This window comes from Nonomuraea sp. NPDC050733, from assembly GCF_040654215.1.
Taxonomy (GTDB): Bacteria; Actinomycetota; Actinomycetes; order Streptosporangiales; family Streptosporangiaceae; genus Nonomuraea.
The window spans coordinates 75,690-100,684 of record NZ_JBFAHO010000008.1 but is presented as its reverse complement, the minus strand read 5'-3'; the positions used below and the strand labels follow the sequence as shown (position 1 = coordinate 100,684).

Below are 24,995 nucleotides of genomic sequence, written 5' to 3'. Positions count from 1 at the left end.
AGCTTGGCCTGGACGTCGCATGCGCGGTCTTCACCGCGAACCCGGCCCGCGCTTTCGCGGCGCGATGGCGCCGGCCATGACCTGACACCCTCCGAACGCGCGCCGGCTCGGTGGCACGCTCCAGGGGGCTGTTGCGGCCCGCACGCGGGTGGGGATGTTTGGCTTTAAGGTGGCACCTGTGGTGATTCAGGGCTTGCTGACGGCCGCACTGGTGATGAGCGGCGCCCCGGCTGCGGGCACGGGGACGAGCACGGGAACGGGCACACGGACGGGCACGGAGGCGCGGGTCGACTGCGCGAAGGTCAGGTGCCTGGCGCTGACGTTCGACGACGGCCCCGGCAAGTACACCGGCACCCTCCTCGACGTGCTCCGACGCGAGCACGTGAAGGCCACGTTCTTCCTCATGGGCAAGCACGTGGAGCAGATCCCGTCGGTCGTCAGGAGGACGGTGGCCGAGGGGCACGCGATCGGCAACCACACCTACTCGCACCCGTCGTTACCGACCCTGCTCGACCAGGAGATCATCGACGAGATCCGCCTCACCCAGGACGTCGTCCAGAACGTGACCGGCCGCCGGCTGCGGATGTTCCGGCCCCCGTACGGGCACACCGACGCGAGGGTGCTGGGGCTCGCCGGCTCGCAGGACCTCTCCCAGGTGCTGTGGACCGGCACGACCCTCGACTGGAAGCTGCGCGACCCGGCGAAGATCAAGGCCGCGGTGCTGCGGCTGGCCAAGCGCGACGGTGTGATCCTCATGCACGACACGGTCCCGCAGACGGTCCGGGCCATGCCGGCGATCCTCAAGGAGCTGAAGAAGCAGGGATATCACCTGGTGACCGTTCCGACCCTGCTCGGCGGCAGGACCCCGGACGCCGGTGTGAGTTTTCCCTAGTTCGCGGTAGGAAGCACGTCGGGGCGACCGCCCCGGTAGCCGGGACGGGGAGCGCATGCTGACGGAGACCGCGAAGCCATCGCGCTGGGCGACGCTCGCGACCTTCCTCGCCATCCAGGCCGTGCTCGCGTGCTGGTGGGCCGCGTATTACCCGGGCCTGTTCAGCCGCGACTCGGTTCTGTACCTGAGCCACACCATGGTCGGGCCGTGGGTGAGCGACCACTCGGTGGCCTACGACGCGCTGCTGTGGCTGAGCGTGCGCCTGACGGGCGACATCGGCGCGGTCACGCTGCTGCAGACGACCGCCATGGCGGCCACGCTCACGTACCTGGCCGCCGCGCTGAAGGCGCTGGGGGCGCCGCGCAGGACGACGACGGCCGTGGCCGTCCTGCTGCCGTTCCTGCCGCCGGTGGGCGCGTTCGCGGTGGCGCTGTGGAAGGACGTGCCGTTCACGCTGTGCGCGGTCGCGATCGCGGCGTCGTGCGCGGGGCTGGCGGCGGCACGCCACCTCACCGCTTGGCGGCTCGCGGGGCTCGGGACGCTCATGCTGGCGCTCGGGCTGTTCCGGGCGAACGGCTTCCTCGTGGTCGGCGTCGCCGTGGCCGTGCTGCTGGTCGTGGTGCGGGGCGCGAGGGTACGGCTGACGCTGGTGGGGCTCGTCGCGGCGGCCGTGCCCCTGGTGCTCAGCAACGCCGTCCTGCCGCGCGTGGGCATCGCGGCCCCGTCCAGCACGTACGTCTACCACACGGCCTTCGGCGACATCGCGGTCCTGTACCGGGAGCATCCGGAGCTGTTCGACGACCGCGACAGGACGCTCATGACCGCCGTGGCCCCCCTGTCCCGGTGGAACGAGGGCGGCACCTGCTACACCATCAACCCGCTGATCTGGCGGCGCGACTTCAGCTGGCAGCAGGCCGACGCGCACGCGGGCGAGCTGCTGGAGCTGTGGCGGCGGCTGCTCACCGAGCGGCCCGTGGACGTCGTGGACGCCCGCCTGTGCCGGGGCTCGATCGCGTGGAACCCGGTGCAGGACGAGTGGGCCGTGGGCGGGCAGACGTACCGCTTCTCGCGCCGGCCGAGCGCCGAGACGTACGTGGGCCCGAACAAGGTGCCCGACTACCCGCAGCGGTGGATGTTCTCGCTGCGGCCGAAGTCGGCGGAGCTGTACCGGGTGGCCGACTCGTGGCTGCTGACCTCGGCGGAGCCGGGCTACGACTGGCTGCTCTGGCGGGGCGCGACCTGGGCGTACCTGTCGTACCTGACGGCGGGGCTGGCGGCGTGGGCGCTGCGCAACAGGTACGTGCCGGCGGTCGTGGCGGTGGTGGCGGGGCAGCAGCTCGCCGTGCTGGCCAACATCTCGGCGCAGGACTACCGGTACATGGCCACGCCGCTCTTCGTGGGGATGATGATGGCGCCGCTGCTGTTCGGCAGCCTGGTACGGGTGCTGCGCGGGGCTCGGCGGCCGGCCACCGAGCCGGTCCCGGGTCCCGAAGCCGGCTAAAATTTGCGGACCACGCATCTTTGCGGAGCCAGCAAATTTATGTATCGTGGTGGTCGTGGGAAGTGACGACCGTGAGCGTTCGGGGCTGCGCGAGCGCAAGAAGCGAGAGACGCGCATCGCGCTGAGCTGGGCCGCCATCCGGCTCACCGTGGAGCGCGGGTGGGACAACGTACGGGTGGAGGACATCGCCGCCGAGGCGGGCGTCTCCCCCCGCACCTTCAACAACTACTTCTCCAGCAAGGGCGAGGCCATCGCGGCCCGGCACGTCGAGCGGGCCCACGCGATCGCGGAGGACCTGCGTGCCCAGCCGGCGGACAAGCCGCTGTGGGAGGCGATCACCGACGCGGCGGTCTCGCAGTTCGCGCTCGGTCTGGACACGCGGCCGGAGGCGTCGGACGAGCGGACCGCCGGGCTCCGCCTGATGGTGGAGGAGCCGGCGTTGCAGGGCGAGTTCGTCAAGGCGAACTCGGCCGCCCAGGCCGAGTTCGCCGCGGCGATCGCCGAGCGCACGGGCACCGACGTCACCCGCGACCTCTACCCGAACCTCGTCGCCGGCGCCGTCGGCGCCGCCATCGCGGCGGTCATGCAGCAGTCGCTGCGCACCGGACCGACGGCCTCGGTGGAGGTGCTGCTGCGCGAGGCGTTCGGCCGGCTCTCCCAGGGGCTCACCACCCCGTAGCCCCACACCCACAACCCCACGGTACGAAGCCCGGCGCCGCCGGGCCGATGCGTCATGCCCTTCTCCGATGACCAGGAGGATCACCGTGCACACCGACATCTCCGCCGAGACCACCCCCGGCAGACCCGTCGACGTCGTCATCGCGGGCGGCGGCCCGAACGGGCTCATGCTCGCCTGCGAGCTCGCCCTCGCCGGGGTGCGGCCCGTGGTGCTGGAGCGGCTGGCCGCCCGCACCGAGGAGCACCGCGCCAACGGCCTGGTCGGCCAGGTCCTCCGGGTGCTCGACCGCCGGGGCCTGTACGAGCGCCTGACCGGCAGCCCCGAGCCGCCCCGGCCCGTCCCCGGCTACGTGTTCGGCGCCCTGCCGCTGAACCTGACCGGCGTGGAGGACAATCCGCTCTCCATCGCCCAGGTGCCGCAGCGCCGCCTCGAGGAGGTGCTGGAGGAGCGGGCGACCGAGCTCGGCGTCGAGATCCGGCGGGGACACGAGCTGACGGGTCTGTCCCAGGACGCGGAGGGCGTCACCGCCGAGATCGCGGGGCCCGGCGGCCCGTACGGGCTGCGCGCCCGCTACCTGGTCGGCGCGGACGGCGGCCGCAGCGTCACGCGCAGGCTGTGCGGCATCGGCTTCCCCGGGGTCACCAGGGACGACACGGTCTCCCGCAGCGCGAACGTGGCCGTGCCGGCCTCGCTGGTCGACCCCGCCACCGGCGGGCTGAACGTGCCCGGTTACGGCCTCGTGCCGCCGTTCATCCACCATCGCACGGATCACGGGCTGATCGCGTTCGCCCCGTTCTCCGGCCGGTCGCCCGTGCTGACCACCATGGAGTGGGACACCGGGGAGGCCGCCGAGCTGCCGCCCATGTCCCTGGACGAGTTGCGGGAGAGCGTGCGCCGGGTGCTCGGCGCGGAGGTGGGCTTCGGGCCGCCGGAGGGCGACGGGCCGCACCTGCTGCGCCGGCTGACCGGCGGCAACACCCGGCTGGCCGACCGGTTCCGCGACGGCCGGGTGCTGCTGGCCGGCGACGCCGCCCATGTGCACAGCGCCATCGGCGGCCCCGGCCTGAACCTGGGCCTCCAGGACACGGTCAACCTCGGCTGGAAGCTGGCCGCCGTGGTCCGGGGCCTGGCCCCCGAGGCGCTGCTGGACACGTACGAGAGCGAGCGGCGACCGGCGGCCGAGCGGGTCGTCATGCACACGCAGGCGCAGTCGGCGCTGCTCGCGCCGGGCGGCGAGGTGACGGCGCTGCGCGAGCTGTTCGCCGAGCTGCTCCGCGATCCGGCCAACGCCCGCCACATCGCCGCCACGATGGCCGGGTCCGACGTCCGCTACGACATGGGCGGCGAGGACGCGCACCCGCTGACCGGCCGCCTCGCCCCCGACCTGACGCTGGACACGGGCGGCGGCACCGGTGGCGGCCCGCTCCGGCTCGCCGAGCTGACCCGCACGGCCCGGCCCCTGCTGCTGGACCTGACCGGCAGCGCGTCACCGGCCAAGGAGGCGGCGGGCTGGCACGACCGGGTCGACACGGTCACCGCGCGCTCCTCCGGGTCGCCGAGCGAGGTGAGCGCGCTCCTGGTGCGGCCGGACGGCTACGTGGCCTGGGCGTCGTCCTCGCCGGACCCGGACGAGGGCGAGCTGCGGGCCCTGCACGCGGCGCTCACCCGCTGGTTCGGCGAGGCCGCCTGACCCTCGCCCGACCGGCCTTCCGGGGAAACCCGTCAGGAGGCCGTGGCGGCGGCCTGCCGGGCGTCGTAGCGCTCGCGCGAGGCCGCCACGTGGGCGCTGTGCCGCCGTGACCAGGCGGTCAGCGTGAGCATCGCCTCGTGCAGCTCCAGCGCCATCGGCGTGGCCTGGTACTCCACCACCGGCGGGACGGTCGGGTGCACCGTGCGCTCCAGCAACCCGTCGCGCTCCAGGTCGCGCAGCGTCAGCGTCAGCACGCGCCGGCTGATGCCCTCGACCGTCCGCTCCAGCTCGGTGAAGCGGACGGGGCCGGTCGAGGCGGCGACGATGATCTGGATCGGCCACTTGCCGGAGACGACGTCCAGGAGGTCGCGCGGCGGGATCGGGCAGGAGCCCTGCGCGTCGTCCGGCGTCGGGGGGAGATCCTCCGGCACGGGGCCGTCACTCCCACTCGATGGTGCCCGGCGGCTTGCTCGTCACGTCGAGCACGACCCGGTTGACCTCGCGGACCTCGTTGGTGATGCGGGTGGAGATGCGCGAGAGCACGTCGTACGGCACCCGCGACCAGTCGGCCGTCATCGCGTCCTCGGAGGTGACGGGGCGCAGCACCACCGGGTGGCCGTAGGTGCGGCCGTCGCCCTGGACGCCGACCGAGCGGACGTCGGCCAGCAGCACCACCGGGCACTGCCAGATGTCGCGGTCGAGGCCGGCCCGCGACAGCTCCTCGCGGGCGATGGCGTCGGCCTCGCGCAGCAGGTCGAGCCGCTCGCGGGTGACCTCGCCGACGATGCGGATGCCGAGGCCGGGGCCGGGGAACGGCTGGCGCCACACCATGGCGGGCGGCAGGCCCAGCTCCTCGCCGGCCCGGCGCACCTCGTCCTTGAACAGCGTGCGCAGCGGCTCGACCAGGGTGAACTGGAGGTCCTCGGGCAGGCCGCCGACATTGTGGTGGGACTTGATGTTGGCGGTGCCGGTGCCGCCGCCCGACTCGACCACGTCGGGGTAGAGGGTGCCCTGCACCAGGAAGTCGACCGGGCCGTCGGCCATGATGGCGCGCTGCTCGTCCTCGAAGACGCGGATGAACTCACGCCCGATGATCTTGCGCTTCTCCTCCGGGTCGCTGACGCCCTCCAGCGCCTTGAGGAAGCGGTCGGCGGCGTCGACGACGCGCAGCTTGACGCCCGTGGCGGCGACGAAGTCGCGCTCGACCTGCTCGGCCTCGCCCTTGCGCAGCAGGCCGTGGTCGACGAAGACACAGGTCAGCCGGTCGCCGATGGCGCGCTGGACCAGGGCGCCGGCCACGGCGGAGTCGACGCCGCCGGACAGGGCGCAGATCGCCCGCCCGTCGCCGACCTGCCTGCGGACCGCCTCGACGGAGTCCTCGACGATGTTGAGCATGGTCCACGTCGGGCGGCAGCCGGCCGCGTCGAGGAAGTGCTTGAGCACCGCCTGGCCGTGCTCGGAGTGGAGCACCTCGGGGTGGAACTGCACGCCGTACAGGCCGCGCTCGGGGTGCTCGAAGGCGGCGACCGGCGTCTCGCGCGTGGAGGCGGTCACCGCGAAGCCGGCGGGGGCGGCCTTGACGCTGTCGCCGTGGGACATCCACACCTTCTGCGTCGCGGGCAGGCCGGCGAAGATGACGCCCTCGGTGACGACGTCGAGCTGGGTGCCGCCGTACTCGGCGACACCGGTGCGGGCGACCTCGCCGCCGAGCGCGCGCGCCATCGCCTGGAAGCCGTAGCAGATGCCGAACGTGGGCACGCCCGTCTCGAACAGGCCGTGCGGGACGGCCGGCGCGTTGTCGGCGTAGACCGACGAGGGCCCGCCGGACAGGATGATCGCCTTGGGCCGCTTGGCCAGCATCTCCTCGACGGGCATCGTCGAGGGGACGATCTCGGAGTAGACGTGGCATTCGCGCACCCGCCTCGCGATCAGCTGCGCGTACTGCGCGCCGAAGTCGACCACGAGAACTGTGTCGAACTCAGACACCGAAGAAACCCCCCAGAGGCGAATGCGGTGTCCCCAGTCTATCGGCAGCCCGCATTCGGCCTGGACCGGCCGCCCGTCCGGCTCACGCCTCCCTGGGCTCCGCCCGCCGCAGCGGGGGCAGGCCACCGGCCAGCAGGGTCTCGGTCTGCCGCCGCATGCTCCCGCCGAACTCCGGGTGGGTCAGCAGCAGGAAGCGCTCCTCGCGTACGGCGTCCACGACCATGTCCGCGACCCGCGCCGGGTCGATGCCGCCGGCGACGCCTGCGTCGACCCGCTCCTGAGACTCCAGCTCGTCGGAGGTGCGGGCGACGGACAGGTCGAACGGGCGCACACGCTCGGAGCGGTTGATGCGCGTCCGGACCGCTCCAGGGCACAGCGCGGTGACGCGGAGCCTGGAGCCGGAGGCGATCAGGTCCTGGGCGAGCGCCTGCGAGGCGGCGAACGCGGCGTACTTGCTGACGGCGTAGCCGCCCGCGTGCGGCCCGGCGGACAGGCCGGCCACCGACACCGTGTTGACGATGTGCCCCTCGGTGTCCTGCTCGATCATGCGGGGCACGAACGCGTTGATGCCGTGGAGCACGCCCCACAGGTTGACGCCCAGCACCCAGGCGAAGTCCTCGCGGGTCCGGGTCCACAGGTGGCCGCCCTGGTAGACGCCCGCGTTGTTGCACAGCAGATGGACGGCCCCCAGCTCGCCGAAGGCCCGCTCCGCGAGATGGTGCACGGCGGCCTCGTCGGACACGTCGGTGATCTGCGTGAGGACCTTGGTGTCGCCCGCCAGCGTCGCGGTCTCCGCGAGCCCGCCGGGATCGACGTCGGCGAGCATCAGGGACATGCCCTCGCTCGCGAACCTGACGGCGAGTGCCCGGCCGATGCCGCTCGCCGCACCCGTGACCACCGCGACCTTGCCGGAGAGTTCCCGCACCGAAGCCTCCTAGCGCTCGTCTCGACGCTACAGGAACTCGCCGGTCAGTCCAGGGCGTTCCGGAAAAGTCATGCCTATGACGGAAAAGCGAAGGAATTCGCAGGGAAAGACCGCGCCACGTGGGCGAGCGCCACGCCCGGCGGCGGTTCCCGTGCACCCATTCTCACCATCAAAAGGAACAATCAGCGAGCGACAGAAAAGAAAACTCCTCCTGAGAAGATAAATTTCCTGGCAATTGGTGATACGGCCGGGCGGCATTCTCCGCGCCGCCATCCGGCCGTGGAGGTGACGCCGGCCCCGGTGGTCGATGAGGCGGCGAACGGCTACCCTCGCCGAACAGGAGGATGACGATGAGGCATGACGCCGCACTGGATGCGATCGATCTCGCGATCCTGGCCGAGTTGCAGAACGACGCGCGGCTGCCCAACAAGGAGCTCGCCGACCGCCTCGGCGTCGCCCCCTCGACCTCGCTGGAGCGCGTGCGCTCGCTGCGCCGCCGGGGCGTCATCACGGCCTTCCGCGCCTCGGTCGACACCGCGCGCCTCGGCCGGCCGCTCCAGGCGCTGCTCGCCCTGCGCGTACGGCCCCACACCAGCCAGCTCGTGGACCCGATGCGGGCGTTCGTGCTGACCCTGCCGGAGACGATCACGCTGTTCCACGTGGCCGGGCCGCAGGACTTCCTCGTCCACGTCGCCGTGGCCGACGCCGACCACCTGCACCGGCTGGTGCTGGAGAAGTTCCTGGCCCGGCAGGAGATCGTCCATCTGGAGACGACCCTGATCTTCAAAACCGAGCATCAGCCCGTGCAACGGCCGTCCGAGATGTGACAATGGTCCGCATGTCGCTGCGGATCACCACTCTCGCCGAGCGCCCCGAGTTCGCCACGGGACTGTGGGACATGGCCCACTCGTGGGCGGGGTTCATGATGAACGACCCGGTCGCCGACATGTTCTATCCGGCCGCGACGGCCACCTTCGCCGACTTCGTGCTGGTGGCCGACGACGACGCCGAGCCCGGCCGGCTGGTGGCGCGCGGGTGCATGATCCCGTACCCGGCCAAGGACGACCCGCTGCCCGACGGCGGCTGGGACACGGTGATCCGCCGGGGCAGGCTCGCCCGTGAGTCGGGCGCCACGGCCGACAGCATCAGCGCGCTGGAGATCACGGTGCGCAGCGACCGGCTCGGGTCCGGGGTCTCGCCGCGCATGGTGGCCGCGATGCGCGACCACGCCGCCCGGCTCGGCTTCCGGGAGCTGGTCGCGCCGGTCCGGCCCAACCAGAAGCACCTGGAGCCGCACACCCCCATGACCGAGTACGCCTTCCGCACCCGCTCCGACGGCCTGCCCCACGACGCCTGGCTGCGCGTCCACGTGCGGGCCGGCGGGCGGATCGTCCGGGTGGCGTCCCGCTCGATGGTGATCGCCGGGTCGCTGGCCGAGTGGCGCGAGTGGACCGGGCTGCCGTTCGACCGCACAGGGCCGGTGGAGGTGCCCGGCGGCCTCACGCCCGTCCACTGCGACGTGACCCACGACCACGCCGTCTACGTGGAGCCCAACGTGTGGGTCAGCCACCCGCTCGGCTGAGGCCCCAACCCCGGCGCGGACGTTAGCCTTCGCCGGTTGGGGGCAAGCGCTCCGCATGGCCGAAGAATCGAACAGCACCCCACCGGAGCAGACACAGGAATACCCGGGCCACAGCGGTGAGATGGCGCCCGAGCCGCGCGACGAGATGCGTGACTACGCGGGTCGCGACCTGCTGGCCGGCAAGCGCGCGCTGATCACCGGCGGCGACTCCGGGATCGGCCGGGCCGTCGCCGTCGCCTTCGCCAAGGAGGGCGCGGACGTCGCGATCGCGTACCTGGCCGAGCACGAGGACGCCAACCACACCAGGAAGCTCGTCGAGGAGGCCGGGCGGCGCTGCGTGCTCATCCCGGGCGACCTGAGCGACCGCGACCACTGCGCGTCGGTCGTCGAGCAGACGGTCCAGGAGCTCGGCGGCCTGGACGTCCTGGTCAACAACGTGGCCTACCAGTCACCGGTCGAGGGGCTGGAGGAGCTGAGCGACGAGCAGTGGGAGCACACGTTCGCCGTCAACATCCACAGCTACTACCGCGTCACCAAGGCCGCCCTGCCGCACCTGCGCGAGGGCAGCGCGATCATCAACACCTCGTCCATCAACGGGCTGCGCGGCAACAAGACGCTGCTCGACTACGCCGCCACCAAGGGGGCGATCAACGCCTTCACCTACTCCATGGCGCAGAACCTGGTGGACCGGGGCATCCGGGTCAACGCGGTGGCGCCAGGTCCGGTGTGGACGCCGCTGATCCCGGCCACGTTCCCGGAGGAGAAGGTCGGCTCGTTCGGCAAGCAGGTGCCGATGGGGCGCGCGGCGCACCCGGACGAGATCGCGCCGTCGTATGTGTTCTTCGCGGCGGACCGGCTGTCGTCGTACTACACGGGCGAGATCCTCGCCCCGATCGGCGGCGAGACGCTCCCGGGCTGAGGCGCCACCGGCTCAGCCGATTGCGGGCTCAGCCGGTGCGGCGGAGCAGCTCCTCGTCGTGCGCCCGCCAGTCCAGCCCCTTGGCCGAGGCCCACTCGTCGTCGTGGACGGTCGCCAGGTGCCTCGGGTGCGCGTCGCCGATGATCGACACCACCGTGCCGTTCTCCCCCCGCCCGGCCATCCGTCCGGCGAGCTCCAGCGCGCCCCAGAGCGCGGTGCCGGTCGAGCCGCCCACCGGCAGCCCCGTGACCGCGCGCACCCGCCGGGCCGCCGCCACGGAGGCGGCGTCGGGCACGGGGATCACCAGGTCCACCAGGTCGGGCCGGAAGCCGGGCTCCATCCTGGGCCGCCCGATACCCTCGATCCGCGACGGCATGCCGGTGGCGTAGTCGGAGGCGTCGAGCGTCCAGCCGGGGAAGTACGCCGAGTTCTCGGGGTCGGCCACCGCCACCCGGGTCGGCCGCCCCTCGGCCGCACGGGCCGCGCGGCCGAGGGTCGCGGAGGTGGCTCCGGTGCCGGCTCCGGCCACGACCCAGTCGGGGCATTCCTCCGCGAACAGCTCCCCGGCGAGGTCGTGCTCGGCCGCGCGGCCGAACTGGTCGAGGAAGTGGCCGCCGCTCTCGCGGGCCGCCTCGCGCGCCGCGTCGTAGATCGCGAGCGGTGGCGTCATGAACCGGCAGGCGCCGCCCAGCTCCTCCACCGGCCGCGCCCGCGCCTCGCTCCGCTCTCCCGGCATGACCACCAGGTACGGCAGGCCGAGCCGCCGCGCGAACCACGCCTGCGCCACGGCCGCGTTGCCACCGGTGGCCTCCACCACGGGCGTGCCCTCGGCGACCAGCCCGTCCAGCACCGCCCGGCGGAACAGCGCGCGGGCGTGCCGGTGGCGCAGGCTCCCGGTGGGGTGCTTCGACTCGTCCTTCAGCAGCAGCCGCACCCCCGGCGCGGCGACCGGGAGCTCGATGAGCGGCGTCGGCTCGCCCGGCTCCAGCAGGGCGAGCGCGTGTTCCGTCCAGGTCACCGGATCATGGTCCCACGCTTGGGAGGGTGACCCGCTCGCCCGGGGCGAGCAGGTGCGCCCGCTCCCCCAGCGGTGCCAGCGCCGCCGCGAGCGTGTCACGGCCCTGCGAGAAGTGCGCCCAGTGCTCGAAGTGCAGCGGCACCACGTGCCCGGCGCCCAGCAGGTCGGCGGCCTTGACCACGTCGTCGCTGGTCAGCGTCAGGTACGCGCCGTCCGCCAGCGCCGTGCGGGCCGCGCCCGCGAAGATCACGGCCACGTCCACCGGGCCCACCCGGCCGGCGATGGCGCGCACCACGTCCAGCGACGCGTTGTCGCCGCTCACGTACACGGTCGGGAGACCGTCGCCGCTCAGCACGAACCCGGTCACCTCTCCCACGAGGTGCTCGCTCCCGTCGGGGCCGTGCTGCGCCGGCACGCCGGTGATCCGCAGCACGCCGCCGCCGGGCCGGGGCAGCTCGACGTGGCTCCAGTTCGGCAGGGCGCGCACGGGCGGGCCGACGCGCTCGGCCGCCGATCCCGTCGAGAGCGCGAGGGGCGCGCCGGCCAGGTAGGCGCGGCCCGCGCGGTCGAGGTTGTCGGGATGCTGGTCGTGCGAGAGGAGCACCGCGTCCACCGGCCCCACCTCGTCCGGGCCGAACGCCGGGCCGCCGGTCTTGGTGAGCGCGCGCTGCCCGATCGGGTAGTCGCCGGGCGCGTCGAAGGTGGGGTCGATCAGCAGGCGCACGCCGCCGATCTCCAGAACGGCGGTGGGACCGCCCGCGTACCGAATCTCCATGTTCGGCTACGACACGGCCGGCGGGCCGAGTATTCCGCCCGTTCTCACTTGAGCCGCAGCCTGCGCATGGTCTTGAGCGTGGTCGCCAGCACGCCCGCCCACTTCTCGTACGGCATGCCGCCCGGCGGCTCGAACCCCAGCCACGGCGCCTGCGCGGCCACGGTCTGCGCCTCGGTGTAGCGCAGCAGGCCCTCGGCGCCGTGCCTGCGGCCGAGACCGGACGCCTTCATGCCGCCCATCGGGGCGTCGTAGGAGGCGTACGCGGCGCCGTACCCCTCGTTGAGGTTGACCGTCCCGGCCCGGAGACGGGCGGCGATCGCGCGGCCGCGCGCCGGGGCCGAGGTCCAGACGGAGGCGTTGAGCCCGTAGACGGTGTCGTTGGCGAGCGCGACGGCCTCGTCGTCGGAGGTGAACGGGTGGAGGGCGACGACCGGGCCGAACGTCTCGTCGCGGCACAGCGCCATGTCCTCGGTGACGCCCGAGAGGACGGTCGGCTCGTAGAACAGCGGCCCGAGGTCGGGTCTGGCCCTGCCGCCGGCGAGCAGCGTGGCGCCCTTGGCCAGCGCGTCCTCCACGTGCGCCGTGACCGTGTCGAGCTGCCGCCTGGACGTGAGCGAGCCCATCTCGGCGGACCAGTCGTGCCCGGCGGCCAGCCGGAGGCCGCGCGCCTGGGCGGCGAACCGCTCGGCGAAGGCGTCGAACACGCTCGCGTGGACGTACAGCCGCTCGACCGACAGGCAGAGCTGGCCGGCGTTGGTGAAGCAGGCGCGGACGGCGCCCTGGACGGCGAGGTCGAGGTCGGCGTCGTCGAGCACCAGCATCGGGTTCTTGCCGCCGAGCTCCAGCGAGCAGCCGATGAGCCGCTTGGCCGCCTCCTCGGCGATCTTCCGGCCGCCGCGGGTGGAGCCGGTGAAGGCGACGTAGTCGGCGCCGTCGAGCAGCGCCTCGCCGATCTCGGCGGGCTCGCCGAGCACCACCTGCCAGATCTCGCGGGGCATGCCCAGCTCGGCCAGCAGCTCGATGGTCCACAGCGTGGACAGCGCGGTCTGCGTGTCGGGCTTGTGGACGATCGCGTTGCCCGCCAGCAGGGCCGGCACGGCGTCGGTGACGCCGAGCGAGAGCGGGTAGTTCCACGGCGACACGAGCGCCACCACGCCCTTGGGGGAGCGCAGCTCGCTCACCCGGGTGGCCACGGGGAAGACGCCCTGCCGGCGGCGCGGCGCGAGCAGGCGCGGGGCGCGGCGGGCGTAGTAGAGCGCGCAGCCCGCGACGTCCAGCACCTCCTCGAAGGCGTGCTTGCGGGCCTTGCCCGTCTCGTCCTGGACGATGTCGAGGATGTCGGAGCGCCGGTCGAGGATCGCGTCGTGCAGCCGCAGGAACGGGCGCACGCGCTCGGCGACGGGCCGGGCGGCCCACTCGGCCTGGGCCGCGCGAGCCCGGGCGTGGGCGCGGCTGACGTCGCCGGCGCTGGAGAGGGGCAGCCGGGCCAGCGGCTCGCCGGTGAACGGGGTGCTGATCTCCCGCGTCTCCCCGCTGGAGGTCACATGGGCCGTGGTCACGCGCTCGGGCGTCGTCACGTGCATGGTCAGAAGGATATTCCGGAACTGCTACCGACCGGTAGTTTTTGTGGATGCGCGGCGACGGGCCACAATCCCCTCATGCCATCCATCGCTCCGCTCAGGCCCGGCGATCCGCGACGGCTGGCGGGCCTGGAGCTCGCCGGCAGGCTCGGCGAGGGCGGCCAGGGCGTCGTCTACCTGGCCAGGGACGCCTCCGGCACGCCGCTGGCCGTCAAGTGGCTGCGCCACGACCTGGCGGCCGACCGGGTGAGCGTCGAGCGGTTCCTGCGCGAGGCGCAGGTGGCGCAGCAGATCGCGCCCTTCTGCACCGCGGCCGTGCTCGGCTCGGGCGTCGAGCAGGAGCGGCCGTACATCGTCAGCGAGTTCATCGAAGGGCCGTCGCTCCAGCGGATCGTCCAGGAGGAGGGGCCGCGCGCCGGGGCGTCCCTGCACCGGCTGGCGATCGGCACGGCCACCGCGCTGGCGGCCATCCACCAGGCGGGCATCGTCCACCGCGACGTCAAGCCGGCCAACGTCATCCTCGGCGCCGACGGGCCGCGCGTCATCGACTTCGGCATCGCCCGCGCCCTCAACGCCACCTCCACGATCAGCGGCATGCCGGTGGGCACGCCGTCGTACATGCCGCCCGAGCAGATCCTCGGTCACCCGGCCGGGGCGTCCGCGGACATGTTCTCGTGGGCGAGCACGATGGTGTACGCGGCGTCCGGACGGGCGCCGTTCGGCAGCGACACGATGCCGGCCGTGATCAACCGGGTGCTCAACAACCCGCCCGACCTCGGCGTCCTGGACGGCCCGCTGCGTGAGCTGGTGGCCGCCTGCCTGGACAAGGACCCGGCGCGGCGGCCGACGGCCGAGCAGGTGCTCATGCGGCTCATCCAGCAGCCGGGCCAGTCCGCGGCCCCCTTCCAGCAGCCGGGCCGGCCCTCGGCGCCCTTCCAGCAGCCGGGCCCGCCCGCGGCTCAGTCCCCCTTCCAGCAGCCTCCGCCGCCGTGGGCGCCGCGCCCGCAGGGCCCGCCGTCGGGACCCGTACCGGGGCCCATGCCGATGTCCACCGCCCTGCCCCCGCGGCGCAGGAGCCGCGCTCCGATGATCGTCGGCGTGACCGCGGCCGTCACGCTGCTCCTGCTGACCTGCGTCGCGCTGATCGTGACGCAGCGCAAGACGACGACGGCCGCGTCCCGTGCCACGCCGACCCCCACCGCCACGGGCCGGACGCCCACCACCGGACCCACGCGGACCCCCGTCAGGAAGCGGGTGCCGGGCGGCGCCATCGACCTGTACGAGCTGCCGACCGACCCGGTCACGCTCACCTCGTACGAGGTCTACGACAAGCGCTCGGACGACTGGGTGGACTACGCCCGGCAGTCGCTGCGCGGCGGGTTCAAGAAGTACGCGGGCAACTGGGAGACGCTGGTCTCCCCCGACGGCCGCCGCATCGCCACGCGCGGCCGCAAGTACACCGGCGACGGCTACGACTCGGTCATCGTCACCGACCGCGGCACAGGCGTGACGTCCACGGTCAAGACCGTCCGCAAGCCGCTGATCAGCAGCATCCGGTCGTGGTCCCGCGACGGCTCCAGGCTGCTGCTCAACATCGAGAAGGAGACCAAGGACACCCGCGGCAAGGAGGACTGGGTGTACCCGGGGTTCGTCCTGGTGGACGTGGCCGAGGCCAAGGCAGGCGTGGTGAAGCTGTCCGGCGGCGCCGCCCCGCCCGACACCGGCTTCGGCTGGGACCCCGACCAGCGGGGCGTGGTCAACCTCTACGACTCCGGCAAGGGACTGCGGTTCTACGACGCCGCCGGCAAGACCGTCCGCGACGTGCCGGGTGTGGGCTCGCTCGCGTCCGGCACGCAGGACCTCTTCTCCCCGTCGGGCAGGACGTTCGTGACGAACTGCCCCGGCGGCGGCGACGGCGACCACTGCGTGTGGGACTCCGCCACCGGCCGGCGCGCGCGGCAGTTCGCCTCCGACTGCGACAAGGTGCTCGGCTGGTACGACGAGACGCACCTGTACTGCTGGGAGCAGGACAACGCCTCCACCGACCAGATCCAGGTGGTCGGGTTCGACGGCCGGCTGGTACGCAAGCTGCTGGAAGTCCCCGACAATCTGGATTTCAGCCCGGTCTTCACCGTCAACCCCGCCAAGGGCGACTGAACCATCGGGTTCGGCCATCCGTGATGGTGGTCATGAAGACCCTGTCCCGTACGGCGACGGCCGCCCTCGCCCTCGTCACGGCCACCGCCGCCTGCACCGCCACGGAGCCCGGCGGCACGGCCCCCGCCAGTCAGCGGCTCGGGGCCGTGCGCCTGGTGGCGTACAACGGCTGTGACGACATGCTGGCCGGCCTGCGTGAGCACGCCGCTCGCAACGTCGGGCCGTGGGGCTTCGGCGGCCCCATGCTGATGGCGCGGCGCGACACCGCGATGGCCGTTCCCGAGGCCAAGTCGACGATCACGCTGGAGCACTCCACCACCAACACCCACGAGGCGGGTGTGGACGAGCCCGACCTGGTCAAGACCGACGGCGCCAGGGTCGTCACGGTCACCGGGGGCGTCCTGCGGGTCATCGACGCCGCGACGCGGAAGGTCACGGCCAAGCTGAAGCTGACCGGCGGCGACGAGCCCGGCTTCGTGCCCGCCGACCTGCTCATGTCCGGCGACCGGGCGCTGGTGCTGCTGCGCGGCGGCGACGTCATGTTCAAGTCGATCCGGCCCATGACCAGCGACGCCAGGTACGTCCTCGTCGACCTGGCCGGCGAGCCGAAGGTGCTGTCCACGATCAGGCCGCGCGGGCGGTACGTGGACGCGCGGATGGTCGGCTCGGTCGTCCGGCTCGTCACCCGCAGCGAGCCGGACATCGCGCTGCCCCAGTCCAAGGACGACGCCACGGACGCGGAGCGGCGCAAGCTCAACCAGGCCGCGGTCCGGCGGGCGCCGATCGACGCGTGGCTGCCCAAGGTGGAGATCGCCGACGCCTCCGGGGCCAAGCGCGAGCTGAGCGTGCCGTGCGAGCGGGTCAGCCACCCCGCCGACTACACCGGCGCCTCGCTGCTGGCCGTCCACACCATCGACCTGGCCCAGGGCGTGACCGACGCGGGCACCGACCCGATCGCCCTGGCGGCGGACGGCGACATCGTGTACGGCACCGGCCAGAGCCTGTACGTGGCGAGCAACCCGCGCTGGTGGCCCGTCGACCCGGCGGTCATGGAGGACGTGGCGCCGGTGCCGGACCCGCCGAGCGGCACCGCCCAGGCCCCCGCCGACGAGCCCACCCCCACCGAGCCCACCCCCGCCGACCCCACCGTGACCGGAACCCCGGCTCCCGCCCGCACTCCGGTGGTGCCCCCGGAGGAGACCGAGGTGCACCGCTTCGACATCGGGCGTCCCGGCGCTCCGGTCTACGCGTCGTCGGGCAAGGTGCCGGGCCGGCTGCTGAACCAGTACAGCCTGTCCGAGTACGACGGCCACCTCCGTGTGGCCACCACCGTGACCTCCGGCGACGGCGAGCGCAGCGTCAGCGGCGTCCACGTGCTCAGGACGTCCGACATGGCCGAGACGGGCCAGGTCGGCGGCCTCGGCAAGGGCGAGCGGATCTACTCGGTCCGCTTCATCGGCCCGGTCGGCTACTGCGTGACGTTCAAGCAGGTGGACCCGTTGTACACGCTCGACCTGCGCGACCCGGCGACGCCGAAGGTGACCGGCGAGCTGAAGATCACCGGCTACTCGGCGTACCTGCACCCGGCCGGCGACGGCCGGCTCATCGGCATCGGGCAGGAGGCCAGCGAGAAGGGCCGGACGCTGGGCACGCAGGTGTCGCTGTTCGACGTCGGCGACCCGGCCGCCCCGCGCCGCCTGTCGCAGCTCTTCCAGAAGGACTCCGGCTCGGAGGCCGAGTGGGACCCGCACGCGTTCCTGTACTGGCCCAAGACCGGCATGGCGGTCCTCCCGCTCAACACGTACGGCGAGAACGCCGAGCGGAACGGCGCGGTGGTCCTGAAGATCACCGACTCCGCGATCACCCGGGTGGGCATGATCGAGCACCCGAGGAAGCGGCAGTCGGACGTCGTCTACCAGCCGGGGATCCAGCGCTCGATGGTCATCGGCGACGCCGTCTGGACGGTCTCCGACACCGGTGTCCAGGTCAACGACGCCGCCTCGCTGGCGCGGCGGTCCTGGATCCCGTTCGGCTGACGGAGCCGTCACCCCGCCCGCAGGGCCTCGGCGAGCTCGTGCGCCACGTCCAGGAACTCCTCCCGCGAGGACGCCGTCGGCTGCACGTCCACGAACGTCTCATGGGCGCCCAGCTCGGCCAGGCCCAGCACGTAGTCGCCGAGCTGGCGGACGGTCCCGGCGCGCGGCACCCGCTCGGCGGGTGCCGGCGCCCGGGTGATCTCCGGGTTGACGCGCACCACCATGCGCAGGGCGGACGGGTCGCGCCCCGCCCGCTCGGCCGCCCGCAGCGCCACCTCCCACAGGGAGGTCAGGTAGGCGGGCGGCATCGCCGCGCCGAGCCAGCCGTCGGCCCGCCTGCCGACCCGCTCCAGGGCCGCCGGGGTGAAGCCGGCGAGCAGGATCGGCGGACGCGGATGCTGGAACGGCTTCAGGTCGACATGGGACGGCGGCACCCGCCACAGCGGGCCCTCGTGCTCCACCACCTTCTCCGACCAGGCGGCCTCCATCAGGTCGAGCGTCTCCTCCAGCCGCTCCCCCCTGCCCCGCCACGGCACCCCGGCGGCTGTGTACTCGTCACGCAGCCAGCCGAGGCCGATCCCCACGTCCAGCCGTCCGTGGCTGAGCAGGTCGAGCGAGGCCAGGGCGCGGGCGAGCACGACCGGCGGCTGCCACAGGGCGTTGAGTGCGCTGGTTCCCAGCCGCACCTTCCGCGTGCCGACGGCCGCCAGGGTCAGCGCCGCGAGCGGGTCGAAGAACGTCCTGAACGCCGAGGGGATCTCACCGTCGCCTCCCGGGTACCGGTCGCTGGGCTCCAGGGGCACCAGGACGCGGTCGCCGGCCCAGAGGCTGTCGTAGCCCATGCTCTCCAGGTTCACGGCGGCCTGCCGGATGAAGTCCGGATCGGCGAAGACGCCGTACTGGGGGACCGCGAATCCGATCTGCATGAGACTTTCCTTCGGAGCTGGGCGGCCGCGACGCCGGCGTGCGTCCGTTCGCCCATGATCATGCCGTGGGAGCCCCTGACGCGCATGCGCGCAGGGCGCCCCCCGAGCCGTTGCCCGGCGGACGCCCTGTGCCCCCGAAGGGCCCGCTCATGTGTGAGGCGGGGTCAGCGCACGGTCGTCAGCACACGATGAAGATGCTCTGCCAGCCGACGGAGGTGTGCTGCTCAGCGTTGCGGTTGGAGGCGAGCTCGAAGTGCATCGGGCCGCGCGCGTTGGGCTGGTTGTACATGCGGCCGCTCTGGCCGTCGCCGAACCACTTGTAGGACCCGTGATAGACGATGTTGGACACCCCGCAGGCGTCGATGAACTGCGTCCGGCCGGTGAAGCCGGGGCCTTCGTAGGCGATGTACTGCGAGGCGTAGGCGGCGCTGCCCATGATCGCGACCATGGCGGCCGCGAGGACGGGAACGAGGGCGATTCTCTTCACAGTGATCCTCCCGATGCGACTCTCTCTTCACTGAGAGTATTCACACGGTAACTGTATGCACAGTGAGGAGGCAAGGGACTTCTACGGTGACGCCAAGAAGGTAACGCCCAGGTCAGAGCCCCCTCGCCACCCGCCCCCGAGGCGAACAGGAGGGCGCGTCAGGGGTGTTCCGGCGCGACGACCGGGACGATCTCCGGTGCGCCCAGCCTGATGGCGTCGGCCTCCTGGTCGGTGTCCTGCTCCTGGGAGAGCCGCTCGGCCTCCACCCGCTTGGTGTAGTACTCGACCTCCGCCTTGACCTGCTCCGCGTCCCAGCCGAGCGGCCCGGCCATCAGCTCCGCCGCCTCCCGGGCGACGGCCTTGCCCCGGTGGAACGTCTCGATCGAGATGCGGGTGCGGCGGGTCAGCGCGTCGTTCAGGTGCCGGGCGCCCTCGTGGGTGGCGGCGTAGACGATCTCCGCGCGCAGGTAGTCGTCGGCGCCGTTGAGCGGCCTGGCCAGCGACCGGTCCTCCTGGATCAGCTCCAGCACCTCGTCGATCATCGAGCCGTACCTCTGGAGGAGGTGCTCGATGCGGGCCACGTGCAGGCCGGAGTCGTGGGCGATGCGGTGCCGGGAGTTCCACAGGGCCTGGTAGCCCTCGGCGCCGGCCAGCGGGATGCGGTCGGTGCACGACCGCGGGACGCGCTGGTCGAGGCCGTGCGCGACGGCGTCCACGGCGTCCTCGGCCATGACCCGGTACGTCGTGTACTTGCCCCCGGCGACCATCACCAGGCCGGGCACCGGGTGGGCGACGACGTGCTCGCGCGACAGCTTCGAGGTCTCGTCGGACTCGCCCGACAGCAGGGGGCGCAGCCCCGCGTACACACCCTCGACGTCGTCGCGGGTCAGCGGCACCGCCAGGACCTCGTTGACGTGGTCGAGCAGGTAGTCGATGTCGGCGCGGGAGGCGGCGGGGTGGCTCTTGTCCAGGGTCCACTCGGTGTCGGTGGTCCCGACGATCCAGTGCCGGCCCCACGGGATGACGAACAGCACCGACTTCTCGGTACGCAGGATGATCCCGGTGTAGGAGTGGATGCGGTCGCGCGGCACCACCAGGTGGATGCCCTTGGAGGCGCGGACGTGGATCTGCCCCCGGCCGCCGACCAGCTCCTGGATGTCGTCGGTCCACACGCCGGTGGCGTTGACGACCTGCTGGGCGCGGATCTCGAACTCGTCGCCGCTCTCCAGGTCGCACACCCGCACCCCGGTGACCCGCTCCCCCTCGCGCAGGAACCCGACGACCTGGGCCCGCGGCGCGACGTGCGCGCCGTAGCCGGCGGCCGTGCGCAGCAGGGTCATCACGTAGCGGGCGTCGTCGACCTGGGCGTCCCAGTACTGCACGGCGCCGGTGAACGCGGTGCGCTTCAGCGCGGGCGCGAGCCGCAGCGCCCTGGACCGGGACAGGTGCCGGTGGCCCGGCACGCCGCGGGTGAGCCCGGAGGCGAAGCCGAGCATGTCGTACAGCGCGACCCCGGCCCCCACGTACGGCCGCTCCCACCCGAGGTGCGTCATCGGGAAGAGGAACGGCACCGGCCGCACCAGGTGCGGCGCGATGCGCTGGAGCAGCAGGGAGCGCTCCTGCAACGCCTCGCGGACGAGCTCGAAGTTGAGCTGCTCCAGGTAGCGGAGGCCGCCGTGGATCAGCTTGGAGGAGCGGGAGGACGTACCGGAGGCGAAGTCGCGCGCCTCCACCACTCCCACGTCGAGGCCGCGGGTCGCGGCGTCGAGCGCGATCCCCGCTCCGACCACACCACCCCCCACCACCACGACGTCCAGCTCCTCGGCGCTCATCCGGGCGAGCGCCGCCGTCCGCTCGGCGGGCCCGAGCCGGGCCACGCCCCTTCCCGCCGTCATAGCTCTCCCTGGTGTACGGCCTGCATCCGTTGCGCTCCCATACCTACCCGCAGGGGGAAGGGCATGTAACGCCGGGGAAAGTCGCCCTCGCCACACCGGCCGCCCGCTCGGAACGCTAGGCGCGGACGACCTTGACGCCTGCGTCGGTGAGCCGGGCGGCCTGGTCGTCGGGGAGCCCGTCGTCGGTGACGAGCGTGTCGATCTCGCCGATGGCGCAGATCCGGGAGAACGCCCGGCCGCCGACCTTCGAGGAGTCGGCCACGGCCACCACCTGCCGGGCCCGGCTGATGAGCAGGTGGTTGACGCTCGCCTCGCCCTCGTGGTGGGCCGAGGCCCCGAGCTCGACGTCGATCGCGTCGACGCCGAGGAAGGCCACGTCCAGCGTCACCTGCTCCAGGACGCCCGTGGCGAGCGGCCCGATCAGCTCGTACGACTGCTGCCGCGCCACCCCGCCCGTGACCACGATCTTGACGTGCCGGCGGACGGTGAGCTCGGCGGCGATGTTGAGCGCGTTGGTGACGACCGTGAAGCCGGACTCCAGAGCGGTGCTGGTGGCCAGCGCGCGGGCCAGCTCGGAGGTGGTGGTGCCGCCGTTCATGCCGACCACGGCGCCGGCGGAGACGAGCGAGGCGGCGGCGGCCGCGATGCGGTGCTTGGCGTCGGCGTGCCGGGCGGTCTTGTAGCGCAGCGGCAGGTCGTAGCTGACGCTCTGCGCCACCGCGCCGCCCCGCGTGCGCATGAGCATCTGCTGCTCGGAGAGCTGGTCGAAGTCGCGCCGGATGGTCGCCGCGGAGACGTCGAGCGCCTGGGCGGCCTCCTCGACGGACAGGCGGCCCTCCTGAGCGAGCAGCTCAAGAATGGCGTTCCACCGGTCGTATCGGGACACGCGCGCCTCCTCGGGGCTCCGTCAGCAGCAAGGGTGGCACACCGGAGCCTACGCAGCACACACCTGCACAATTATGCTCTTTTCTGCTATAAAAAGCACAGGAACACGCAAACCCCGCACCCGGGAGGTAACTGGTGACCACCCACACCGAAGCCGAGATCGCCTCCCAGCCGGAGTGCTGGCGTCGCGCCGTCGCCGACGTGCCCGCGGGCGCGCTGCCCGTCCCCGGCGAACGCGTCGCCGTCGTCGGGTGCGGCACCTCCTGGTTCATCGCCATGGCGTACGCGGCCCTGCGCGAGCGGGCCGGGCAGGGCGAGACCGACGCGTTCGCCGCCTCCGAGGCCCCCACCGGCCGCCGCTACGACCGCGTCGTCGCGCTGAGCCGCTCCGGCACCACGACCGAGGTCCTGGAGTTCCTGAACAGGACCGGCTCGCCCACCACGGCCATCACCGCCGACCCCGACACTCCCATCATGACCGCCGCCGGCCAGGTGATCGTGCTCGACTACGCCGACGAGCGGTCCGTCGTGCAGACCCGGTTCGCCACCACCCAGCTCGCGATGCTGCGCGCCAGCCTCGGCGAGGACCTCGGCCCGGCCATCGCCGACGCCGAGCACGTGCTGGCCTCGCCCCTCGACCCCGCGCTCGTGGAGGCGGAGCAGTTCAGCTTCCTCGGCGCCGGCTGGTCGGTCGGCCTGGCGCAGGAGGCCGCGCTGAAGATGCGCGAGGCGTCGCGCTCCTGGACCGAGGCGTACCCGGCGATGGAGTACCGTCACGGCCCGATCAGCATCGCCGGGCCCGGCCGCGTCACCTGGATGCTCGGCAAGGCACCCGACGGGCTGCGCGAGCAGGTGGAGGCCACCGGCGGCGCGTTCCACGAGAGCGGGCTCGACCCGATGGCCGAGCTGGTCCGCGCCCAGCGCGTCGCGGTCGCCCGCGCCACGGCCCGCGGCCTCGACCCGGACGAGCCCCTGCACCTCACCCGATCTGTGATCCTTTCTTCATGAGCCTCACTCTCGCCGACGCCCGCGTCGTCACCCCCGAAGGCATCCACGACGGCTGGCTGGCCATCGAGGACGGCCGCATCACGCACGTCGGCCACGGCCGCGCGCCGCGCGCCGGCCACAGCCTGGGCGGCCGGTACGTCGTCCCCGGATTCGTCGACATCCACAACCACGGCGGCGCGGGCGGCTCCTTCCCCACCGGTGACCAGGACGGCGCGCGGGCCGCCGTGGAGCTGCACCGGCGCCACGGCACCACGACCCTGGTGGCCAGCCTGGTCACGGCCGCCGTGGCCGACCTGGAGGCCGCCGCGTCGTCGCTGGCCGACCTGTGCGACGACGGCCTGCTCGCCGGCCTGCACTTCGAGGGCCCGTACATCTCCACGGCCCGCTGCGGCGCGCACGACCCGGCGCTGCTGCGCGAGCCGTCGCCGCGTGAGTTCGAGCGGCTGGTGAAGGCGGGCCGCGGCCACGTCCGCATGCTGACGATCGCGCCGGAGCTGCCCGGGGCGCTCGACACCGTGCGCGCGGCCCGCGACCACGGCGTGCTCGCCGCCCTCGGCCACAGCGACGCCACCTACGAGCAGACCCTCGACGGCATCGACGCCGGGGCGAGCGTGGCCACCCACCTCTACAACGCGCTGCCGCCGCTCGGCCACCGCTCCCCCGGCCCGGTCGCCGCGCTCCTTCAGGACGAGCGGGTGACGGTCGAGCTGGTCAACGACGGCGTGCACGTGCACCCGGCCATGCTGCGGCTGGCCTGCTCGGTGGCCGGGCCGGGCCGGACGGCGCTGGTCACCGACGCGATGTCGGCGGCCGGGATGGGCGACGGCGACTACGTGCTCGGCGCGCTGCGCGTGACCGTGTCCGGCGGCGTCGCCCGGCTGGCCGAGGGCGGCACGATCGCGGGCAGCACGCTCACCATGGACGTCGCCTTCCGGCGCTCCGTCACCGAGGTGGGCCTGACGCTGTCCGAGGCGTCCGTGGCCGCCTCCCTCACCCCGGCACGCGTGCTGGGGCTCGACGGTGAGCTCGGCTCCATCGCCGCCGGCAAGACCGCCGACCTGGTCGTCCTGACCGACGAGCTGGAGGTGGCCGGCGTCATGAGGCGCGGCGCCTGGCTGACGGAGCCCCGATGATCCTCACCGTGACGCTCAACGCCGCCCTCGACGTCACCTACCAGGTGCCCGAGGTCGACTGGGCCGGGGTCAACCGGGTGCGAGCCGTCCACCGGCGGGCCGGCGGCAAGGGCGTCAACGTGGCCCGCGTCCTGCACGGCCTCGGCCAGGAGGTGCTGGTCACCGGCCTGGTGGGCGGTCCTGTCGGGCAGGCCGTCGAGGCCGACCTGGAGGCTGCCGGGCTGCCCCGGGCGCTGGTCCCCATCGCCGCCGAGTCCCGTACGACACTGGCCGTCACGGGCGGCCCCGGCGGGGCGGCGCTGTTCAACGAGCCCGGCCCTGAGGTGTCGGTGGCGGAGCTGCGGGAATTCGGCCGGGTGTACGCGTCGCTGCTGGAGCGGGCGGACGCCGTGGTCCTGTCGGGCAGCCTGCCCCGCGGCGTCCCGGCCGGCACGTACGCGACGCTGGCCGCCCTGGCCGCCGAGCACGGGGTGCCCGCCATCGTCGACGCCGACGGGGAGGCGCTCCGCCACGCCCCGGCCGGCCGGCCCGCGATCGTCAAGCCCAACGTCCACGAGCTGGCCCGGGCCGTGCCGCCGCACGACCACCCCGTCGAGGGGGCCGAGCACCTGCGGGCCCGCGGGGCCGAGTCCGTCGTCGTCTCGCTCGGCGAGGAGGGCGTGTACGCGGTCACGCCCGAGGGCACGTTCCGGGCCCGCATGCCGTACCGGGTGGAGGGCAACCCGACGGGAGCCGGTGACTCACTGGTGGCGGGGCTCGTGCTCGGGCTGGTCGAGGGCGCCGCGTGGCCCGAACGGCTCCGCACGGCCGCGGCGCTGGGCGCGGCCGCCGTGGCCGCCCCGGTGGCCGGCGACTTCGACCGCGACGTCTACGCCAGGACGCGCCCTCTCATCGAGATCACCTGATCGCCTGAACCGCCAG

General features: G+C 73.2%; 22 protein-coding genes. 12 read left to right on the top strand and 10 right to left on the bottom strand.

Annotated features, from left to right (window positions below; all coding sequences use genetic code 11):
* Positions 1–178: 178 nt before the first annotated feature.
* The 4 genes from AB0H64_RS16780 (at position 179) to AB0H64_RS16765 (ending at position 4,762) form a co-directional block, all read left to right on the top strand.
* Positions 179–892 (top strand): polysaccharide deacetylase family protein, encoded by a 714-nt coding sequence (locus AB0H64_RS16780; RefSeq protein ID WP_357624751.1) that lies wholly within the window; start codon positions 179–181, stop codon positions 890–892.
* A 55-nt stretch (positions 893–947) separates the two neighbouring features.
* Complete coding sequence (locus AB0H64_RS16775) at positions 948–2,393, top strand: hypothetical protein (RefSeq protein WP_357624749.1); 1,446 nt, start codon at positions 948–950, stop codon at positions 2,391–2,393.
* A gap of 55 nt (positions 2,394–2,448) precedes the next feature.
* The gene (locus AB0H64_RS16770; protein WP_357624746.1) at positions 2,449–3,072 is read left to right on the top strand and encodes a helix-turn-helix domain-containing protein; all 624 of its coding nucleotides are present in this window, start codon (positions 2,449–2,451) and stop codon (positions 3,070–3,072) included.
* Between the two features lie 67 nt (positions 3,073–3,139).
* Positions 3,140–4,762 (top strand): FAD-dependent monooxygenase, encoded by a 1,623-nt coding sequence (locus AB0H64_RS16765; protein ID WP_357624743.1) that lies wholly within the window; start codon positions 3,140–3,142, stop codon positions 4,760–4,762.
* 32 nt (positions 4,763–4,794) lie between these two features.
* Here AB0H64_RS16765 and AB0H64_RS16760 read toward each other — a convergent pair whose 3' ends face one another.
* The 3 genes from AB0H64_RS16760 to AB0H64_RS16750 form a co-directional block, all read right to left on the bottom strand.
* Entirely contained in the window at positions 4,795–5,193 is a 399-nt protein-coding gene (locus AB0H64_RS16760) for a helix-turn-helix domain-containing protein (RefSeq protein WP_357624740.1), read from the bottom strand.
* A gap of 7 nt (positions 5,194–5,200) precedes the next feature.
* Entirely contained in the window at positions 5,201–6,748 is a 1,548-nt protein-coding gene (gene guaA, locus AB0H64_RS16755; RefSeq protein WP_357624737.1) for a glutamine-hydrolyzing GMP synthase, read from the bottom strand.
* 82 nt (positions 6,749–6,830) lie between these two features.
* Positions 6,831–7,673, bottom strand: a complete 843-nt coding sequence (locus AB0H64_RS16750) for an SDR family NAD(P)-dependent oxidoreductase (protein WP_357624734.1) — start codon at positions 7,671–7,673, stop codon at positions 6,831–6,833.
* A 350-nt stretch (positions 7,674–8,023) separates the two neighbouring features.
* Here AB0H64_RS16750 and AB0H64_RS16745 point away from each other — a divergent pair, with 350 nt between their 5' ends.
* The 3 genes from AB0H64_RS16745 to AB0H64_RS16735 are packed head-to-tail and all read left to right on the top strand — an operon-like array spanning position 8,024 to position 10,174.
* The gene (locus AB0H64_RS16745; protein WP_357624732.1) at positions 8,024–8,500 is read left to right on the top strand and encodes an Lrp/AsnC family transcriptional regulator; all 477 of its coding nucleotides are present in this window, start codon (positions 8,024–8,026) and stop codon (positions 8,498–8,500) included.
* Between the two features lie 11 nt (positions 8,501–8,511).
* Positions 8,512–9,255 carry an N-acetyltransferase gene (locus AB0H64_RS16740; protein WP_357624730.1) on the top strand — a complete coding sequence of 248 codons (744 nt, stop codon included), beginning with the start codon at positions 8,512–8,514 and terminating at the stop codon, positions 9,253–9,255.
* 55 nt (positions 9,256–9,310) lie between these two features.
* Complete coding sequence (locus AB0H64_RS16735; RefSeq protein ID WP_357624729.1) at positions 9,311–10,174, top strand: SDR family oxidoreductase; 864 nt, start codon at positions 9,311–9,313, stop codon at positions 10,172–10,174.
* Between the two features lie 28 nt (positions 10,175–10,202).
* On the opposite strand, the gene AB0H64_RS16730 is transcribed toward AB0H64_RS16735, so the two are convergent.
* The 3 genes from AB0H64_RS16730 to AB0H64_RS16720 are packed head-to-tail and all read right to left on the bottom strand — an operon-like array spanning position 10,203 to position 13,550.
* The gene (locus AB0H64_RS16730) at positions 10,203–11,192 is read right to left on the bottom strand and encodes a pyridoxal-phosphate dependent enzyme (RefSeq protein WP_357624727.1); all 990 of its coding nucleotides are present in this window, start codon (positions 11,190–11,192) and stop codon (positions 10,203–10,205) included.
* Between the two features lie 4 nt (positions 11,193–11,196).
* Positions 11,197–11,967, bottom strand: a complete 771-nt coding sequence (locus AB0H64_RS16725; protein ID WP_357624725.1) for an MBL fold metallo-hydrolase — start codon at positions 11,965–11,967, stop codon at positions 11,197–11,199.
* A 44-nt stretch (positions 11,968–12,011) separates the two neighbouring features.
* Positions 12,012–13,550 carry a succinic semialdehyde dehydrogenase gene (locus AB0H64_RS16720; protein ID WP_357624723.1) on the bottom strand — a complete coding sequence of 513 codons (1,539 nt, stop codon included), beginning with the start codon at positions 13,548–13,550 and terminating at the stop codon, positions 12,012–12,014.
* 75 nt (positions 13,551–13,625) lie between these two features.
* Here AB0H64_RS16720 and AB0H64_RS16715 point away from each other — a divergent pair, with 75 nt between their 5' ends.
* Both AB0H64_RS16715 and AB0H64_RS16710 read left to right on the top strand, forming a co-directional pair.
* Positions 13,626–15,704, top strand: a complete 2,079-nt coding sequence (locus AB0H64_RS16715) for a serine/threonine-protein kinase (protein WP_357624721.1) — start codon at positions 13,626–13,628, stop codon at positions 15,702–15,704.
* Between the two features lie 32 nt (positions 15,705–15,736).
* Positions 15,737–17,740 carry a beta-propeller domain-containing protein gene (locus AB0H64_RS16710; RefSeq protein WP_357624719.1) on the top strand — a complete coding sequence of 668 codons (2,004 nt, stop codon included), beginning with the start codon at positions 15,737–15,739 and terminating at the stop codon, positions 17,738–17,740.
* 8 nt (positions 17,741–17,748) lie between these two features.
* On the opposite strand, the gene AB0H64_RS16705 is transcribed toward AB0H64_RS16710, so the two are convergent.
* The 4 genes from AB0H64_RS16705 to AB0H64_RS16690 all read right to left on the bottom strand — a co-directional run bounded on the left by AB0H64_RS16705 (position 17,749) and on the right by AB0H64_RS16690 (position 21,934).
* Positions 17,749–18,666: a TIGR03619 family F420-dependent LLM class oxidoreductase gene (locus AB0H64_RS16705; RefSeq protein WP_357624716.1), complete on the bottom strand. Its 918-nt coding sequence runs from the start codon at positions 18,664–18,666 to the stop codon at positions 17,749–17,751.
* Positions 18,667–18,844: 178 nt separating this feature from the next.
* Complete coding sequence (locus tag AB0H64_RS16700) at positions 18,845–19,153, bottom strand: MiAMP1 family antimicrobial peptide (RefSeq protein WP_310708449.1); 309 nt, start codon at positions 19,151–19,153, stop codon at positions 18,845–18,847.
* A gap of 158 nt (positions 19,154–19,311) precedes the next feature.
* A complete protein-coding gene (locus AB0H64_RS16695; RefSeq protein ID WP_357624713.1) occupies positions 19,312–21,048 on the bottom strand; it encodes a glycerol-3-phosphate dehydrogenase/oxidase in 1,737 nt (578 codons plus the stop codon).
* A 115-nt stretch (positions 21,049–21,163) separates the two neighbouring features.
* Positions 21,164–21,934, bottom strand: coding sequence for a DeoR/GlpR family DNA-binding transcription regulator (locus AB0H64_RS16690; RefSeq protein ID WP_357624711.1), 771 nt, complete (start codon positions 21,932–21,934; stop codon positions 21,164–21,166).
* Positions 21,935–22,068: 134 nt separating this feature from the next.
* On the opposite strand from AB0H64_RS16690, the gene AB0H64_RS16685 reads away from it, so the two are divergent.
* The 3 genes from AB0H64_RS16685 to AB0H64_RS16675 are packed head-to-tail and all read left to right on the top strand — an operon-like array spanning position 22,069 to position 24,979.
* A complete protein-coding gene (locus tag AB0H64_RS16685) occupies positions 22,069–22,941 on the top strand; it encodes an SIS domain-containing protein (protein WP_357624708.1) in 873 nt (290 codons plus the stop codon).
* Complete coding sequence (gene nagA / locus AB0H64_RS16680; RefSeq protein ID WP_357624706.1) at positions 22,938–24,074, top strand: N-acetylglucosamine-6-phosphate deacetylase; 1,137 nt, start codon at positions 22,938–22,940, stop codon at positions 24,072–24,074. Before AB0H64_RS16685 ends, nagA begins: the two co-directional genes overlap by 4 nt.
* Positions 24,071–24,979, top strand: a complete 909-nt coding sequence (locus AB0H64_RS16675; protein ID WP_357624703.1) for a 1-phosphofructokinase family hexose kinase — start codon at positions 24,071–24,073, stop codon at positions 24,977–24,979. Before nagA ends, AB0H64_RS16675 begins: the two co-directional genes overlap by 4 nt.
* The last annotated feature ends 16 nt before the right edge of the window (positions 24,980–24,995 follow it).